Here is a 16,709-nt window from a genome sequence, read left to right as displayed (position 1 = left end):
TACGCTGGGGGCATGGTCCTCGCCACCCAACTCCCGGTCGCCACCCCGGAGGCGGACATCGAGGAGGGCATCCGCCCGGCCCATGACCGACCGTGGCGCACCGTCGTCTGGAACGACCCGGTGAATCTCATGAGCTACGTCGCGTACGTGTTCCGCTCCTACTTCGGGTTCTCCGCCGAGAAGGCGAACCGGCTCATGCTCCAGGTCCACAACGAGGGGCGCAGCGCCGTCTCCTCGGGCACCCGCGAGCAGATGGAGGTGGACGTGCAGGCGATGCACTCCTACGGCCTGTGGGCCACGCTCTCCCAGGACGGTGACTGAGCCGATGCGAGCCTTCTCCTTCCGCCGCGGCGAGTACGTGGCCGAGCTCGACGCGCACGAGCGGACGATCATCTCCAGGGTGATCGCGGACACCTCCCAGCTGCTCGGGGTCCCGCTCGGCCACCCCGACGAGGCGAGCGACCCTGAGGAGGCGGGCTCCGCCGTCGGGCCCTCGATGACGTGGTCCGCGGACGACGTGAGCGCACCCGCCGATCCGGCGCTGGCGCGCCTGCTGCCGTCGGCGAGCAAGGAGGACGACGGCGTCGCTGACGAGTTCCGTCGGCTCACCGAGGCGGACCTCAGGTCGGCGAAGGCCGACCGGCTGCGGATGGTCTTCGACGAGTTGCGCCGGCCGGGCACGAAGATCCACGTGCCGACCGAGCGCGCCATGGACTGGGCGGCGGCGCTGACCGACGTGCGGCTCGTGCTGGCCGAACGGCTCGAGATCCGCACCGACTCCGACGCCGAGGACGTCTACCGGCTGAGCACGATGGGTGCCGAGCCGGGCGAGGACGAGATCCGTGAGGCGCTCGCCCTGCTCTACTCGGCGCTGACCTGGCTGCAGGAGTCGCTGCTGCAGGTGATGCTGCCCACACTCCCCGATTGAATAGGTTCGCCGTCGCCGCACCGGGCTACCCTCGGTCGCGTGAATGACGCGTCCATCGGGATCTTCGACTCTGGCGTCGGCGGCCTCACAGTGGCACGAGCCGTTATCGACCAGCTGCCGAACGAGTCGACCCTCTACATCGGTGACACGGCGAACGGCCCGTACGGTCCGCTGCCGATCGCCCAGGTGCGCGCGCACGCCCTGACGGTCATGGACGACCTGGTCCGCTCCGGGGTCAAGATGCTCGTCATCGCGTGCAACTCCGCCTCCGCCGCCGTGCTGCGTGACGCTCGGGAACGGTACACGATCGGGATGGGCGTCCCGGTCGTCGAGGTCATCGCACCGGCCGTGCGCCGCGCCGTGGCGACCAGCCGCACCGGCCGGGTCGGCGTCATCGGCACCCGCGCCACCGTCGACTCGCGCGCCTACGAGGACGCGTTCGCGGCGGCACCGCACCTCAACCTGGTCACCACCGCCGCGCCGCGGTTCGTGGAGTTCGTCGAACGAGGCATCACCTCCGGGCCGGAACTGCTCGAGGCGGCCCGCGACTACCTCGCCCCGGTCACCGCCGCGGACGTGGACACGCTCGTGCTCGGCTGCACCCACTACCCGCTGCTCACCGGCGTGATCCAATACGTCGTCGGCGACGGCGTGACGCTGGTCTCGAGCGCCGAGGAGACCGCGAAGGACGTCTACCGCGAGCTCGTCGCGCACGACCTCGAACGCACCGCTGCCAGCCCGCCGGAGCACCGTTTCCTGGCGACCGGTGACCCGCGCGGCTTCACCAGCCTGGCCCGTCGGTTCCTCGGCCCCGAAGTGGGCGCGGAGAGCGCCGCCGAGGTCACCGGGGAGATCCCCCGGATCGTGGTGGCCGACGAGGAGGCCACCACATGAGGCTCACCGTCATCGGCTCGTCCGGGTCCGTCTCCGGGCCGGACTCGGCGTCCTCCTGCTACCTGGTCGAGGCCGATCACGACGGACGCACCTGGCGGGTGCTCCTGGACCTCGGCTCCGGCGCGTTCGGGCAGCTGCTGCGCCACGGGGACCCGGCGACCCTCGACGGTGTGCTGCTGTCCCACCTGCACGCCGACCACGTCGTCGACACCGCCGCCCTGCACGTGTACCTGAAGTACGGACCCGGCGCCCCGCACCCCCGCGTGGACATCCACGGTCCGGAGGGCACCCAGGCGCGGCTGGCGCAGATCTGTGGGGACTCCGACACTCCCGACGACCAGTTCCGGGTGTTCACCTGGGACCCCGCTGCCCCCGTGCGGATCGGCCCGCTCAGCATCGTCCCGTTCGTGGTGCGGCACCCCACCCCCGCTTACGCGATGCGGATATCCGGTCCCGCCGAGAACGGTGACGGCACCCGGGTGATCACCTACACCGGGGACACCGACGCGTGCGCCGGGGTGGCCGAGGCGGCCCAGGGCGCCGACCTCCTGCTCAGCGAGGCCGCGTTCGAGGAGGGCCGGGACACTGTCCGCGGCATCCACCTGACCGGTCGGCGGGCCGGGGAGCTCGCCCGTGGGGCGGGCGCGCGCCGGCTCGTGCTGACTCATCTCCCGCCGTGGACCTCCCCGGCCACGGTGCACGCGGAGGCGCTCACGGCGTACTCCGGGCCGGTGGATCTGGCCGAGCCCGGCGCCACCTGGAGGCTCTGAGGCGGGGCCATGGTCGCTCGGTGAGACGCCCGACGGCGAAGGGCTACCGCGTAGGTACGCTCGAGCCATGAATTCCTCGAGTGAAGCGTCCTCGACCTCCCCGCAGACCCCCGCCACCGGCATCGCGTCCGGTTCGCGCACGGGGGCCCGGCAGGACATGCCGGACGCCCTGCGTCACGACGTGCGGCTGCTCGGCGAACTGCTCGGCATCATCCTCACCGAGAGCGGCGGGCCGGACCTGCTCGCCGACGTCGAGCGGCTGCGCGAGCTCACCATCGCCGCCTACTCCGGCTCGGACACCGGCGCGTTCGATGCAGCAGAGGCCCTCGTGGAGACGTTCACCCTGGAGCGTGCGGAGGAGGTCGCCCGGGCCTTCACGTGCTACTTCCACCTCGTGAACCTCTCCGAGGAGTACCACCGGGTGCGCACGCTGCGCTCGCGGGACACCGCCGCGAAGGCGCCGGCACGCGCGCCGGAGGAGACCCTTGAGACCGCCCTGGCGTTCCTGGTGGACCAGGTCGGCGCGGACGAGGCCCGCCGCCGGGTCTCGGAACTGGAGTTCCGCCCCGTCCTGACCGCGCACCCCACCGAGGCGCGGCGCCGCGCGGTCGCTGCGTCGATCCGCCGTATCACCGACCTGATCGCCGAGCGGGACGACCCCCGGCGCGGGCCGCACGCGCTCGAGGAGAACCGCCGCAACCTGCTCTCCGAGATCGACACGCTCTGGCGGACCTCCCCGCTGCGCACCGAGAAGCCGACCCCGCTGGACGAGGTCCGCACCGCGATGGGCGTGTTCGACGAGACCTTGTTCACGACGCTCCCGAAGGTGTACCGGGAGTTGGACGTGTTGCTCGGCCCGGATGCTGGCACCGCCGGCCGCAACGTGCCGGTCGCGCCTGCGTTCGTGCGGCTCGGCAGCTGGATCGGGGCGGACCGGGACGGCAACCCGAACGTCACCGCCTCGGTCACCCGGGCTGCCGCGGCCATCGCCGCCGAGCACGTACTGGTCGGGCTCGAACGGGTGGCCCAGCGCGTCGGGCGCAGCCTGACCCTGGACGGCGGCACCACGCCCGCCTCGGCGGACCTCGAAGCGCTCTGGAGCCGGCAGCGCCGGCTCGCCGGCGAACTGACGGCGGACATCGCCGTCCGGTCTCCGAACGAGCCGCACCGGCAGGTCATGCTGGTGATCGCCGAGCGCATCGACGCGACCCGTCGTCGGGACGCCGACCTGGCCTACACCGGACCCGAGGAACTGCTCACGGACCTGCGTGTGGTGCAGTCCTCCCTCGCCGCCGGGGGAGACGAGCGCAAGGCCTACGGCGAGGTGCAGCACCTGATCTGGCAGGTGGAGACGTTCGGGTTCCACCTCGCCGAGCTCGAGGTACGGCAGCACTCGAAGGTGCACGCAGCCACGCTCGCCGAGATCGACGACGGGACTCCCCTGGGGGCGATGAGCGAGGAGGTCCTGGAGACGCTGCGCTCGATCGCGTCGATCCAGCGCCGCTACGGTCAGCTCGCCGCCCGCCGCTACATCGTCTCCTTCACCACCAGCGCGCAGGACCTCGCGAACGTGTACCGGCTCGCCGAGGAGGCCCTCGGGTCACCCGAGGAAGCGCCCGTCCTTGACGTCATCCCGCTGTTCGAGACGTTCGCGGACCTGCAGGCCGCGCCTGGGGTGCTCGACGAGATGCTGAGTCTGCCGCAGGTGCAGACCCGCCTGGCCGCCACCGGGCGCCGCGTCGAGGTCATGCTCGGCTACTCCGACTCATCCAAGGACGTCGGCCCGGTCGCGGCCACCCTGGCTCTCTACGAGGCGCAGAGCCGCATTGCCGCATGGGCCGAGGCCAATGACATCCGCCTCACCCTCTTCCACGGCCGCGGCGGTGCGCTCGGCCGCGGCGGCGGCCCCGCGAACCGGGCCGTGCTGGCCCAGCCCCCGGGCTCGGTGGACGGCCGGTTCAAGCTGACCGAGCAGGGCGAGGTCATCTTCGCCCGCTACGGCAACCCGGTGATCGCGGCCCGCCACATCGAGCAGGTCGTCGCCGCGACCCTGCTCCAGGGCACCCCGGCGATCGCGGACCGCAACGCCGGCGCAGCCCGGGACTTCACGGACGTCGCGTCCCGCCTGGACTCGGCCTCCCGGGAGCGCTTCTTCGAGCTGATCAAGGCGGACGGGTTCCCGGCCTGGTTCGCGCAGGTGACCCCGCAGGAGGAGGTCGGCTGGCTTCCCCTGGGTTCGCGACCGGCCCGCCGCGGGCTGAGCGTGGAGTCGCTCGAGGACCTGCGGGCCATCCCTTGGGTGTTCGCATGGACGCAGGCCCGGATCAACCTGACCGGCTGGTTCGGCCTCGGCACCGCGCTCGCGGCCGTCGGTGACGTCGGCGTGCTCCGGGACGCCTACGCCCGCTGGCCGCTGTTCGCCACGATGATCGACAACGTCGAGATGTCCCTGGCCAAGACCGACGAGCGGATCGCTCGTCGCTACCTCGCCCTGGGCGACCGGGACGACCTCGCCGAGCTGGTGCTCGACGAGATGGCCCTGACCCGGCAATGGATCGTGGACATCACCGGTCAGGACCGCCTGCTCGCGGGGCACCGGGTGCTCGGCCGGGCCGTGCAGCTGCGCAGCCCCTACGTGGACGCCCTGTCCCTGATCCAGCTGCGTGCCCTGCGGGCGCTGCGCTCCACGGACGGCTCCGACCAGGCCACCGACGCACAGATCCGGCGCGTCATGATGCTGTCCGTGAACGGAGTGGCCGCAGGCCTGCAGAACACGGGCTGATCAGGCCGCGAGATCCGCCAGGGCGGCGTCCGCCGCGGCCAGTGCGTCGTGGTCGAACGTGGACGTGGACGCCAGTACCTCGGCGGCGCCGGTGCGCCGGATGAGGTCGCCGAGCTCGGCGCGCACCTGCGCCTGGGTGCCGTGCACGGCCTGGTCGAGGTGATGCCCGACGGCGGAGCGCACCTTCTGCGGAAGACCGTCGGCCTCCGCGGTGCCGACCCTGCGTAACGGGCCGAACGAGCCGGTGGTCCGGGACTCGGCGAGCGCCACCGCCTCGGGCAGCAGCAGCTCGCGTGCCCGTTCGGCGGTCCCGGCGATCATCACCTCGAGGCTGATCGTCACCCTCGGCTCGGGCCACGCGGGACTCGGGCGGTAGGCACTGCGGTACTCCGAGAGCCCGCGCAAGTCGCCGAACAGGACCGGACCACCCACCACCACCGGCAGGCCCAGCCGGGCGGCGACACCCAGGCCCGATCCGGTCGCGAGCACGTGAATGCCCGGCGGCGCCGGGAGCGGTGGCATGGCGGTGACCGGGCCGGTGCCGTGCAGGAAGGCGAGCACCGCGGTCAGGTCCCGGGCGAAGTCCTCGGGGGAGTAGCCCTCCACGCCGAGCGCGGCCCGGACCGGCTTGGTGAAGCCCAGCGAGCGGCCGAGCCCGAGGTCGATCCGGCCCGGGAACAGCGCCTCGAGCATGAGTGCCTGCTCGGCCACCAGCAGCGGCCGGTGGTTCGGCACCATCACGCCGCCGGAGCCCACCCGGATGGACCGGGTCGCCGCGGCGACCGCGGCCATCAGCGTCGGCGGATGCCCGCTCGCGATGCCGGGCACGGCGTGGTGCTCGGCGACCCAGAACCGGTGGAAGCCGAGGACCTCGGCCCGCTGCGCCCGGCGCACACTCGCCCGCAGGGCCAGCCCGGGCTCCTCGCCGGCCCGGGTGCGGGAGCGGTCGAGCAGCGAGATCGGGAACCGTTCGGATGCCATCACCCCATGCCAACCCGGCCCGGCGCCGGACCATTCCGCGCTGTGCCGACCGAGTGCCCCGCTGGCTTAGGCTCGTGCCCATGACTGATGTGACCCGCACGGATGGCCGACGACCCGACGAACTGCGCCCGGTGCGCTTCCACCGCGGCTGGTCCGACCAGGCCGAGGGGTCGGTGCTCGTGGAGTTCGGTGGCACCCGGGTGCTGTGCACCGCATCGTTCACCGAGGGTGTGCCGCGCTGGCGCAAGGGTTCCGGGCAGGGCTGGGTCACCGCGGAGTACTCGATGCTGCCGCGGTCCACGAACTCCCGCTCGGACCGGGAGTCGGTCAAGGGCCGCATCGGCGGCCGCACCCATGAGATCTCCCGGCTGATCGGCCGATCCCTGCGCGCGATCATCGACGTGTCCGCGCTGGGTGAGAACACCATCGTGCTCGACTGCGACGTGCTCCAGGCCGATGGCGGCACCCGCACCGCAGCGATCACCGGCGCCTACGTCGCGCTCGCCGACGCGATCGCCTGGGGCCGGGAGAACGGGGCCGTCGCCAAGAAGGCGACCGTCCTGACCGACTCCATCGCCGCCGTCAGCGTCGGCATCATCGAGGGCACCCCGATGCTCGACCTGCCCTACACCGAGGACGTGAGCGCCGAGACCGACATGAACGTCGTGGTGACCGGGTCGGGCTCGTTCGTGGAGGTACAGGGCACCGCCGAGGGCGTCCCGTTCGACCGGGCCGAGCTGAACGCGCTCCTCGACCTCGCCGTCGCCGGCACCGCGCGACTGACCGAACTGCAGGCCGAGGCGCTCGCCGTACCGTTGGCCCGGCGCCCGGCGCCGGGTCCCCTCGGCGCGCCGGCACCGTGAACACCACGCCCGACGGCGGCGCTTCCGTCCCGCAGGCGGGTGCGCCGCGGCTCGTGCTCGCCACCCACAACGCCCACAAGGTGGGCGAGCTCCGGGCGATCCTCGCCGGGCTGACACCGCTCGCGCCCGAGCAGGTCATCGGCGCCGCGCAGACCGGCGCGTCCGAGCCGGTCGAGGACGGCGTGACCTTCGCCGAGAACGCGCTGATCAAGGCGCGTGCCCTGGCCGCACACACCGGTCTGGTGGCCGTCGCCGACGACTCCGGCCTCGCCGTCGACGTGCTCGGCGGCGCGCCCGGGATCTTCTCGGCGCGCTGGGCCGGCCGGCACGGCGATGATCGGGCGAACCTGGACCTGCTCCTGGCCCAGCTCGGGGATGTGCCTGCCCAGCACCGCGCCGCGGGCTTCGTCTGCGCGGCCGCACTGGTCACTCCGGACGGACGTGAGCACGTCGAGCTGGGGGAGTTGCGCGGCACGCTGCTCACCGCCCCGCGCGGGGAGGGCGGCTTCGGCTACGACCCGATCCTGCAGCCCGACGGCGAGACCCGCTCGTGCGCGGAGCTCACTGCCGCGGAGAAGAACGCGATCTCGCACCGGGGCCGCGCCTTCCGTGCGTTGGCTCCGCACATCGCGCAGGCCCTGGCCCGGGCCTGAGACACCGCCGGGCCGACGCGGTTCGATCCGCGACGGGTGGTCGCCGCGCGAGGTTCATTGTGGGAGTCGTGAATCGAGCCCCACGACCCAGGCGTGGCGAATACGCTGCGGCGGGAACGGCGGAGACAGCGGGCCGGTCACAGCCAGGGAGGGTTGATGCCGGTGGGCGCATGGGGGCGAGTGGAGCAACTCGCGAGACTTGGCCGGATTGCTCTGGCGGTTGTGCTCGCACTCGGTGGACTTCTCATCCTCGCGGAGGCTCTGCACAACCTTCCCGCGGCCCTGTCGGTCGCGCGAGGTGAGGGCGCCGCGGGTGTCTTCACGACCAACGCCGTGGACTGTACGCCGAGTGGTCGCGGCGGAGAACTCTGTGCCTGGTCCGGGCAATTCGTGAGTGCCGACGACGCCGTGGTGATCGAGGATGCGTGGGTGGAGACGGACAAGCCTCCCTACGAGCTCGACGAGGAGTATCCGGCCCGGTTTCTCGGCGTGGGGGACCAGGTGCATCTGGTCAACGGTGGCGAGTTTGGAGATGTGATTCTCATGTTCGCGATCGGTCCAGCGCTGATGGCAGCGGGGGTCTGGTACTTCCTGTACGAGCGTCGACAACAGGGCCGAGGGGGTCGGCACAGTCGGCGCCGTGGTGACGCTCGGGAGTCGTGATGGTGGCCGCGGAGGAGATCATCGGCTGGCGTCTTGAGGCAGCGACGTGGCCATGGCGTGTGGCTATGTCGGCGGACGCCATTTTCGAGATCGTCACCGGAAGTCTGCCGTCGGGCGGCCTCGCCGGTACGTGGGCACCTGCGACGGAGGACTCGAACGACTACGTCGACGGAGTCGAGGTGGCGGTGCGTGGACGGGCGCCATGGCTCTCGCCGTTGGCGGGGTGGAGTCCCGTCGAGTGTTCCGTCGAGCAAGCATGGATCAACTACATGGACGGGCATGAACACCGGCGGATCGTTCCCCTGCACGAACTCACGCTGACGGACGCGCGGCCCCGCATACGCTCCGCTCGGCCGAAGTTCGCCACGGCGCCCTGGGAGTTGCATGTCACCGGCACGTCGTCGAATCTGGTGTTCCGGGGCCGCTGGCTCGGCCTGGCTGTCATCGGAGCGCTCGCAGGTTGGCCTGAACCGGCGACGCGGTGACGCCGAATCCGCCCGCCGCCACCGACGCGCACACGAGGTGAGGCATGACGCATCGACCGCTGACCGTGGCTGGAGTGCTGGTGGCCACGCTGGTCCTGTCATCCTGCAGCGGTCCCGCCATTCCGGATCGCGAGCCGAACGCGACCGGCGTCGTGTCCGTGGCGGCCGGGGGCGCAGGCCCGAGGGTGGTGGATGCGGTGCCCGAGCGCTTCGAAGGAATGGACCTGGCGGGTGCCGATGACCACCCGGTCGTCGTGGACGGCGACGGCGTGCACGTTCAGGTGGATGACCTGGCGGACGGGGACGAGGTCGAGATCTGGATCGAAGGTGAGTGTGGGACGTCATCCCCGGTGCAGTGCGAGGTGGTGGCCATCCGCATCGCCGACTAGCCCGCCCGATAAGGCGCGCTCATTTGTGAGGCCATAGTCGCTCACCTGATATCGTCGGCTCAACGTACGTCGGACGAAGGAAATCAGCGATGACTCTGCTCAAGGACGAGACGGTTCAGGGTCTCGGTGGATCCGTGAAGGTGCCGGATTATGACCGGTCCGCTCTGACCGCCGGGATCGTGCACATCGGTGTGGGCGGCTTCCACCGGGCGCACCAGGCGATGTATCTCGACCGGCTGATGCGCGAGGGAAAGGCGCTCGACTGGGCGATCTGTGGGCTCGGTCTGCTGCCCGGGGACGCGCGGATGCGGGACGCGCTCAAGGCTCAGGACGGCCTCTATACGCTCGTCCTCAAGCACGCCGACGGCACGATCGAGCCGACCGTCATCGGCTCCATCGTCGACTACCTGTACGGACCCGACGACCCCGAGGTTGCCATCGAGAAGATGGCGGACCCGCGGGTGCGGATCGTCTCCCTGACGGTCACCGAGGGCGGCTACAACGTCAACCCGGTGACGGGCGAGTTCGACCTGGGCAACGTCCAGGTCCGAGCGGACCTGGTCGACGGCGCCGTGCCCAGCACGTCCTTCGCGTACGTGACCGAGGCGCTGCGCCGCCGTCGGGACCGCGGCACGCCTGCGTTCACCGTGATGAGCTGCGACAACATCCAGGGCAACGGCGAGGTGGCGCACAAGATGTTCGTCGCGTTCGCACGGGCCAAGGATGCCGAGCTGGCCGACTGGATCGAGGCAGAAGTTCCGTTCCCGAACTCGATGGTCGACCGCATCACCCCGGTCACCACCGACGACGACCGGGCCCTGGTGGCCGAGCGGTTCGGCATCGACGACGCCTGGCCGGTCGTGTGTGAGCCGTTCACCCAGTGGGTGCTGGAGGAGAAGTTCGCCGACGGCCGCCCGCCGTACGAAGACGTCGGCGTCCAGGTCGTCGAGGACGTGATGCCGTACGAGCTGATGAAGCTCCGGCTGTTGAACGCCAGCCACCAAGCGGTCGCCTACTTCGGGTACCTGGCCGGATACCGGCTGGTCCACGACGCGTGCCAGGACCCGCTGTTCTCAGCGTTCCTGCTCGCCTACATGGATCTGGAGGCGACCCCGACGCTGCGGCCAGTCCCGGGTGTGGACCTCACGGCGTACAAGCAGACCCTGATCGAGCGGTTCTCCAACCCCAACGTCCGCGACACGCTGGCCCGGCTGTGCGCCGAGTCCTCCGACCGGATCCCGAAGTGGCTCGTGCCCGTGATCCGCGAGAACCTCGCCGGCGGCGGCGAGGTGCGGCTCTCGGCCGCGATCGTGGCCAGCTGGGCCCGCTACGCGGAGGGTGTCGACGAGGCGGGGGCACCGATCGAGGTCGTGGATCGGCTCGCCGAGCAGCTCACGGCGGTCGCGCGGACACACGAGCGGGACGAGCTGGCCTTCATCCGCGACCGGGACCTGTTCGGTGACCTCGTCGACGACGACCGGTTCGTCGGGCCCTACCGCTCGGCCCTGGCCTCGCTGCACCGCGACGGCGCCCGGGCGACGCTCGAGGACCTGGCCGAGACCGAACTCGACTGAGTGGCACCGCGAGACTTTCGGCGCGCCGCCGGCCCGGTCAGTCGACCGATACCGCTGCGGACTCGGCGCGCAGGATCTCGGTCAGGGCACCGGCTGCGGCCGGATCGAGCACCAGCGTGGATCCGATGCCGCCACGGACGGCTGCGCGCACGGCCCGGGCCGCGGCCGCGCCGTGGGCGCTGATGATGACCTCGGGGGTGCGGCGCAACTGGTCAAGGCCGACGCCCACGATCCGCCCGTCCAGCGGAGTCGGCACGAGCCGGCCGGCGTCGTCGAACAGGCGGCCAGAGCACTCGCCGACCGCGCCCGCGGCGGCGGCGTCGGCGATGTCGGACCTGCTCACGTTCGAGTACACGGTCGACGACTCCGACGACCAGCCGCCGACGGCGACGACGGCGATGTCCAGCTGGTCCGCACGCTCGAGGGCCCGAGCGATCTGGGGTTGAGCGCGCAGGCCGGCGGCCGTGGCCTCGTCCTGGACCACGAGCGGCGCCCAGATGGGCCAGGTGCGCACGCCCGGAAGGCTCTTGAAGCGCTGGATCATCTCGAGCGAGTTGCCGCTGCCCTCCACCGGCTGGGCCCCCACGAGCTGCACCACGTCACAGGGCGGTAGGTGCTCGATGTGTGCGGCGGCTAGCTCGATGGTCCGGGACCAGGAGACGCCGATCGTCATCTGCGGCTTGGCCCGATCCACGAGCGTGCGGGCCACCGCACGAGCCAGGGCGTCCCGCGGGGACGTGCTGGAGCCGCCGGAGGAGACGATCACCTCGCGCACGCCGAGGGCCTGTGCCAGGGCGCTACCGGTGGAGTTGTCCAGATGGGCCGGGGTGGAGATCTCGATCCGGACGATGCCCAGGTCGCGTGCCGTGTTCAGCATCCGCGCCACCTGGAATCGGGACAGCCCGCGCTCCTTGGCGATCTCCACCTTGGAGCGGCCGTCCAGGTAGAAGTCCACGCTGACCTCGCGCAGCAGCTCCGGATCGTCGACGTCGGGCACGAGAGCCTCCTCGGCGGCTGTCAGATGAGCAAACATACTCGCTCATCTGAGTCTACCGGTCGGCGGGGTCGGCGCTAGGCGCCCAGGAGTCCCTCGCCCCCGATCCGGAACCACCGGTAGTCGTAGCCGCCCAGGGCAACCTCGAGCGTGCCGACGCCGGGTGTGACACCGTCGCGCGCCAGCAGGTCGACGATCTGGTCCGGTCGTTCGACGTCGGTCATCGGTAATTGGACCGTGACCGGATCCGGCCCGAGGTTGTGGATCGCCACCACGGCCGAGCCCTCCAGGTCGCAGCGGTGGGCCAACACCTGCGGGGCATCGGTGGGCAGCAGCGAGAACGCACCCCAGCCCAGCTCGAAGCAGGTACGCCGCACGGCGATCAGCTCCCGCATGAAGGTCCACATGGAATCGGGGTCGTGGCGTTGGTCGCGGACGTTGACGTGCTCCGGGCCGTACCCGTCTCCCACCACGGCCTGGATCAGCCGGCCGGGGGACGCAGCCGAGAACCCGCCGTTGTGCCCGTCGGTCCACTGCATGGGGGTACGCACGGCCATCCGCCCCTCGACGGCGAGGTCTTCCCCCATCCCGATCTCCTCGCCGTAGTAGATCGTCGGTGTGCCCGGGAGGGAGAACATGAGGCTGTAGGCCATCCTGAGCCGGCGTGGATCACCGGACAGCATCGTCGGCAGCCGGCGCTTGAGACCACGTCCGTAGAGTTGCATCTGCGGTTCGGGGCCGAAGGCTGCGAACACCTCCTGACGCTCCTCGCCGGTCAGCTTGTCCAGGGTGAGTTCGTCGTGGTTGCGCAGGAAGTTGGCCCACTGGCAGGTGGGATGGATCGGTGGCCGATCTTCGAGGGCCTCGGCCAGCGGCGTCGCATCCCCTCGGGCGAGGGACAGGTACAAGGCCTGCATGGCGATGAAATCGAACATCATGGTCAGTTCGTCCCCATCGTCACCGCCGAAGTACTCCAGCTGCTCCGCACGGGCGACGTTGACCTCCCCGAGCATCATCGCCGAGCCCTTGCGACGGGTCAGGAACGCACGGATCTCCTTCAGGATCTGGTGCGGGTCGTCCGGAACCGCCGACTCACCGCCATCGGCACCGAGCGTCTCGGCGTCCTTGATGAAGAACGGGACCGCATCGACCCGGAAGCCGTCGATGCCGAGCTCCAGCCAGAACCCGATGACCCGCAGGATTTCCTCGCGCACCAGCGGATTGGCCACGTTCAGATCGGGTTGGTGCCGGTAGAAGTGGTGGAGGTACCACGACTCGGTCCTCTCCTCGCGTTCCCAGATGGACTCCTCCTGGTCGGGGAAGACGACCTCGCCGCTCGTGTCCGGTGGCTCCGTGTCCCGCCAGACGTAGTAGTCCCGGTACCGGCTGTTCCTGCTCCGCCGGGCCGACCGGAACCAGGGGTGCTGGTCCGAGGTGTGGTTGATGATGAGATCGGCGATCACCCGCATCCCGCGATCGTGCGCAGTCCGTACCACCTCCACGAGTTGGCCATGGTTGCCGAGCCGTGCGTCCACGCCGTAGAAGTCCGTGATGTCGTAGCCGTCATCACGGTCGGGGCTGGGGTAGAAGGGCATCAGCCACAGGCAGTTGATCCCGAGCTGTGCCAGGTAGTCGATCCGTTGCGCGAGGCCGGCCAGGTCCCCCGTTCCGTCACCGTCGGAGTCCAGGAAGGTCTCCACGTCGAGGCAGTAGATCACCGAGCTCTTCCACCACAGGTCGCTCGTCCGGGTTGTTCTCATCGCCGTCCTCCGTCGCTCACCGCGGGCAGGACCTGCTCGCCGAATGCGTCCAGGAACGCATCCTGGGCCTGTCCGACGTGGTGCAGGTAGATGTCGTCGAACCCGAGGTCGGCATACTCACCGATCCAGGCGCGGTGCCGTCCCAGGTCCGCCGACACCCGCACCGTCTCCGTGACCGAATCCGGTGGGACCCGGTCGGAGAACGCGTCGAATGCCTCGGTGGTCGCAGTATCGGCAGGCGCGGGAGGGGCGAAGACGTTGCTTCGCCACTGGTCGTGGGCCAGTGCCAGGGCCTCCTGTTCGGTGGGTGCCCAGGACACGTGCAACTGGAGTGCCAGGCGTCCGCGCCCGCCGGCGCCGCGGTAGGCCGCCACCACCTCACGCAGGGTGTCGACAGGCTGGACCACGGTCAACAGGCCGTCGGCCCAGGTGGCCACACGCGCAGCGGAGACGGCCGAGATCGCCGGAGCGAGCAGCTCCGGCGGCTCCTCGGGCAGATCCCAGAGCCGGGCTCGATCCACCCGGACCGGCCCGTCCCTGCTGACCTCCTCGCCGGCCAACAGTGAGCGGATGATCGCCACGCTCTCCTCGAGCCGCTGCACCCGAACCTCCTTTCGCGGCCATTGCTCGCCGGTGATGTGTTCGTTCAACGCCTCGCCGCTGCCCAGGGCGGCCCACACCCGGTGGGGGAACATCTGGGCGAGGGTCGCCAGTTGGTGGGCGAGCACGGCGGGGTGGTATCGCGGTCCGGGAATGGCGAGGCTGCCGACCGGAATACTGGTCAGCGCGAGCGCCGCACCCAGCCAGGTCCACACGTTGCCGGAGTGGCCCTGGCGGCTGCTCCAGGGGGCGATGTGGTCGGAACACATGGCCATCTCGAATCCGACGCGTTCGGCGTGCTGCACATCTCGGAGCAACTGCCGCGGCGAGGCCTGCTCATGGCTTGCGTGGAACCCGATGCGTGTCATGAGGCAACCGAAACCCGGATGCAGGCCGTCCGCAACAGCAGATCGTCGGTGCCGGGGATGGCTCGCAGGGCGTCGGGTGGTTCACGGTGGAAGCGATGGAAGCGATGGAAGCCCGTGGGGCGGTCATCCGGCGCAGCCGCGACCGCGAGGCGACCGGCCGCGCCGGCCCCCGGGACGGATCCGTATCTCGCTCACGGCGGCGGGTCCTCGAGCCGCACCCGCGTTGTGTACCCGACCGGCTCACGGACGGTGACCTCTACCCCGGCTGGCGCGGCGACCTGCAGGTCAAGGGCCGCGCCGTCGCGGGCCCAGGCGACCTCCACCCGGCCGCCACCCGGCAGCGGGACCGCACCGCGGGCCCACACGAGTTCGCCCGGGTGCGGCGCGATTTCGACCCGGGTTCCGCCGTCGAGCAGGCGTATCCCGAGCACGACCGCCGGAAGGAACGACGCGGGCGCGGCCGACCACGCGTGGCAGTGGCTGCGGGTCGGCCACTGGCGGTCCGGCGCGGGGAACATCTCCCAGCAGGTCACCGCCCCTGCCTCGATCATGGCGCCGTAGTCTCGGCGCAGGTCGGCCAGCGCCACGTCCGCACGGCCCGCGGCCTCGAGCACGTCGTAGCGGAAGATCGACATCCACGGGCTGCCGATCTGCACGAGGCCCGACGGCGGATCGACCACGAGCGCGCGGGTGCGCTCGCGCTGTGGCTCGCTGCCGACGCCGGCGAGGTGGGCGAACATCTGGGTCTGCACGCTGATGACCTCCGACCTTGTGCCGTCGGCGTGGATGGCGTCGATGAACGCTTCCCGCTCCGGCGACCACAGGTGGGTGGCGATCGCCGCGCGCAGCGTCTCGGCGCGCGCCCGTAGCGCACCGGCCAGTTCTGTGCGCTCGCCGGTCCCGGCCAGGTCGGCCAGGTCGGCCGCGGCGTCCAGGGCCATCACGAACAGCGCGTTCTGGTGGGTCACGATCCCGGCGTTCGGCTGGTCCATCGGTGCCCAGTCGAGCAGGTTCCAGGCCTCGATGGACAGCAGGCCGTTCCCGTCGAGATGCTCGGCGAACGCGTCGAGGGCCTCGACCGCCTCCGGCAGCAGGCCGCCGGCGAAGGCCGCGTCACCCGTGCGCCGGGCGTGCTGCTCGCAGGCGAGCACCCAGAAGAACGTCCACGCCGGGATCACGTTCGTCCACCCGGACGGCACCTGGGAGCCCAGCAGCGGGGTCTGCGCCTTGGACCCGGGCACCAGCCGCAACGAGCGCTCGATCAGCGGTGCCACGTCGAACAGCGAGGACGCGAACCGGGCGCTGGAGTAGGTGTCGCCGACCCAGAATGCCTGCTCGTAGACGGGGCAGTCGACGAACGTGTCCTCCATGCAGGCGATCACCGTGCGCCGGGACATCTCCCAGATCTCGGTGAGCAGGCTGTCGCTCGCGGCGAACTCGCCGGCCTGGTCCGCTTGGCCGATGGGGTAGTGGGAGTTGCGTACGGCGACCTCGTGCAGTGTCACCGGGCCCCGCGCGGCCGCCTCGCGACGGACCACGAGCTGCAGGTAGCGCAGCCCACGCCGCACCGGGGACTCGTAGCGTTGCCGTCCGGCCCGCGTGCGGTAGCGCAGCGTGTTGTCCATCGCCGTGGTCTCCTGGCGGCGCTCGCCCTCGATGTACTCGAAGCCGTAGACGTCCACGACCGTCCCGGCCGGGGCGTCCAGGTCCACGATCACGAACCCGGACGCCTCGATGCCGAGGTCGAGCACGATCGAGACGTCGCCGCCGTCGGGCAGCGTCACCGGCTCGCCCCGGGTCAGTCCGGTGACGAGGTCCCTCAGGCTCCCGAGCGGGTGCTGCTCGCGTGGGTGCACCACCTGTCCGTAGACGCTCGACGTCGCCACGAGCGCCGCCGGGACCGTGGCCGCTGGCAGGGGAGCGGCGCCGGCGTCCCTGGACGCAGTGAGGACGACGACGGCGGAGCTCACCTGCGGCGTCGGCGTCACCTCCGGGCGGGTCGGGT

General features: G+C 71.1%; 16 protein-coding genes. 11 read left to right on the top strand and 5 right to left on the bottom strand.

The features are described 5' to 3' along the window. Window positions 1–12: 12 nt before the first annotated feature. The 5 genes from clpS to HALOF300_RS14890 all read left to right on the top strand — a co-directional run bounded on the left by clpS (window position 13) and on the right by HALOF300_RS14890 (window position 5,374). On the top strand, window positions 13–321 hold the full coding sequence (gene clpS, locus HALOF300_RS14910) for an ATP-dependent Clp protease adapter ClpS (RefSeq protein WP_154793266.1): 309 nt from the start codon (window positions 13–15) through the stop codon (window positions 319–321). Between the two features lie 4 nt (window positions 322–325). After that, entirely contained in the window at window positions 326–928 is a 603-nt protein-coding gene (locus HALOF300_RS14905) for a DUF2017 domain-containing protein (protein WP_156741725.1), read from the top strand. Between the two features lie 39 nt (window positions 929–967). Continuing rightward, window positions 968–1,822, top strand: coding sequence for a glutamate racemase (gene murI / locus HALOF300_RS14900; RefSeq protein ID WP_156741724.1), 855 nt, complete (start codon window positions 968–970; stop codon window positions 1,820–1,822). Further along, window positions 1,819–2,592: an MBL fold metallo-hydrolase gene (locus HALOF300_RS14895; protein WP_156741723.1), complete on the top strand. Its 774-nt coding sequence runs from the start codon at window positions 1,819–1,821 to the stop codon at window positions 2,590–2,592. Before murI ends, HALOF300_RS14895 begins: the two co-directional genes overlap by 4 nt. Before the next feature lie 67 nt (window positions 2,593–2,659). Continuing rightward, on the top strand, window positions 2,660–5,374 hold the full coding sequence (locus HALOF300_RS14890; RefSeq protein WP_408636857.1) for a phosphoenolpyruvate carboxylase: 2,715 nt from the start codon (window positions 2,660–2,662) through the stop codon (window positions 5,372–5,374). On the opposite strand, the gene HALOF300_RS14885 is transcribed toward HALOF300_RS14890, so the two are convergent. Then, on the bottom strand, window positions 5,375–6,355 hold the full coding sequence (locus HALOF300_RS14885) for an MsnO8 family LLM class oxidoreductase (RefSeq protein ID WP_156741722.1): 981 nt from the start codon (window positions 6,353–6,355) through the stop codon (window positions 5,375–5,377). Between the two features lie 80 nt (window positions 6,356–6,435). On the opposite strand from HALOF300_RS14885, the gene rph reads away from it, so the two are divergent. The 6 genes from rph to HALOF300_RS14855 all read left to right on the top strand — a co-directional run bounded on the left by rph (window position 6,436) and on the right by HALOF300_RS14855 (window position 10,982). Next, on the top strand, window positions 6,436–7,218 hold the full coding sequence (gene rph, locus HALOF300_RS14880; RefSeq protein ID WP_156741721.1) for a ribonuclease PH: 783 nt from the start codon (window positions 6,436–6,438) through the stop codon (window positions 7,216–7,218). Continuing rightward, window positions 7,215–7,871: an RdgB/HAM1 family non-canonical purine NTP pyrophosphatase gene (gene rdgB, locus HALOF300_RS14875; RefSeq protein WP_156741720.1), complete on the top strand. Its 657-nt coding sequence runs from the start codon at window positions 7,215–7,217 to the stop codon at window positions 7,869–7,871. Before rph ends, rdgB begins: the two co-directional genes overlap by 4 nt. Window positions 7,872–8,051: 180 nt before the next feature. Further along, on the top strand, window positions 8,052–8,534 hold the full coding sequence (locus HALOF300_RS14870) for a hypothetical protein (RefSeq protein ID WP_156741719.1): 483 nt from the start codon (window positions 8,052–8,054) through the stop codon (window positions 8,532–8,534). Then, window positions 8,534–9,019 carry a hypothetical protein gene (locus tag HALOF300_RS14865; protein ID WP_156741718.1) on the top strand — a complete coding sequence of 162 codons (486 nt, stop codon included), beginning with the start codon at window positions 8,534–8,536 and terminating at the stop codon, window positions 9,017–9,019. Before HALOF300_RS14870 ends, HALOF300_RS14865 begins: the two co-directional genes overlap by 1 nt. A gap of 44 nt (window positions 9,020–9,063) precedes the next feature. Then, window positions 9,064–9,408 carry a hypothetical protein gene (locus HALOF300_RS14860; RefSeq protein WP_156741717.1) on the top strand — a complete coding sequence of 115 codons (345 nt, stop codon included), beginning with the start codon at window positions 9,064–9,066 and terminating at the stop codon, window positions 9,406–9,408. Between the two features lie 89 nt (window positions 9,409–9,497). Next, the gene (locus tag HALOF300_RS14855; RefSeq protein WP_156741716.1) at window positions 9,498–10,982 is read left to right on the top strand and encodes a mannitol dehydrogenase family protein; all 1,485 of its coding nucleotides are present in this window, start codon (window positions 9,498–9,500) and stop codon (window positions 10,980–10,982) included. Window positions 10,983–11,019: 37 nt separating this feature from the next. Here HALOF300_RS14855 and HALOF300_RS14850 read toward each other — a convergent pair whose 3' ends face one another. From HALOF300_RS14850 to HALOF300_RS14835, 4 genes are all read right to left on the bottom strand, one after another. Next, complete coding sequence (locus HALOF300_RS14850; protein WP_231955415.1) at window positions 11,020–12,015, bottom strand: sugar-binding transcriptional regulator; 996 nt, start codon at window positions 12,013–12,015, stop codon at window positions 11,020–11,022. Between the two features lie 38 nt (window positions 12,016–12,053). Further along, window positions 12,054–13,736 carry an alpha-amylase family protein gene (locus tag HALOF300_RS14845; protein WP_156741715.1) on the bottom strand — a complete coding sequence of 561 codons (1,683 nt, stop codon included), beginning with the start codon at window positions 13,734–13,736 and terminating at the stop codon, window positions 12,054–12,056. After that, the gene (locus HALOF300_RS14840) at window positions 13,733–14,704 is read right to left on the bottom strand and encodes a TIGR03885 family FMN-dependent LLM class oxidoreductase (protein WP_156741714.1); all 972 of its coding nucleotides are present in this window, start codon (window positions 14,702–14,704) and stop codon (window positions 13,733–13,735) included. Before HALOF300_RS14840 ends, HALOF300_RS14845 begins: the two co-directional genes overlap by 4 nt. A gap of 191 nt (window positions 14,705–14,895) precedes the next feature. Continuing rightward, window positions 14,896–16,709, bottom strand: a 1,814-nt coding sequence (locus HALOF300_RS14835; RefSeq protein ID WP_156741713.1) for a family 78 glycoside hydrolase catalytic domain, incomplete at its 5' end; no start/stop codon positions are given.

Origin of the sequence: Occultella aeris (genome assembly GCF_902703175.1) — a bacterium.
GTDB lineage: Bacteria > Actinomycetota > Actinomycetes > Actinomycetales > Beutenbergiaceae > Occultella > Occultella aeris.
Note: the sequence above shows the minus strand (reverse complement) of the source record. Positions and strands in the feature narration are given on the sequence as shown.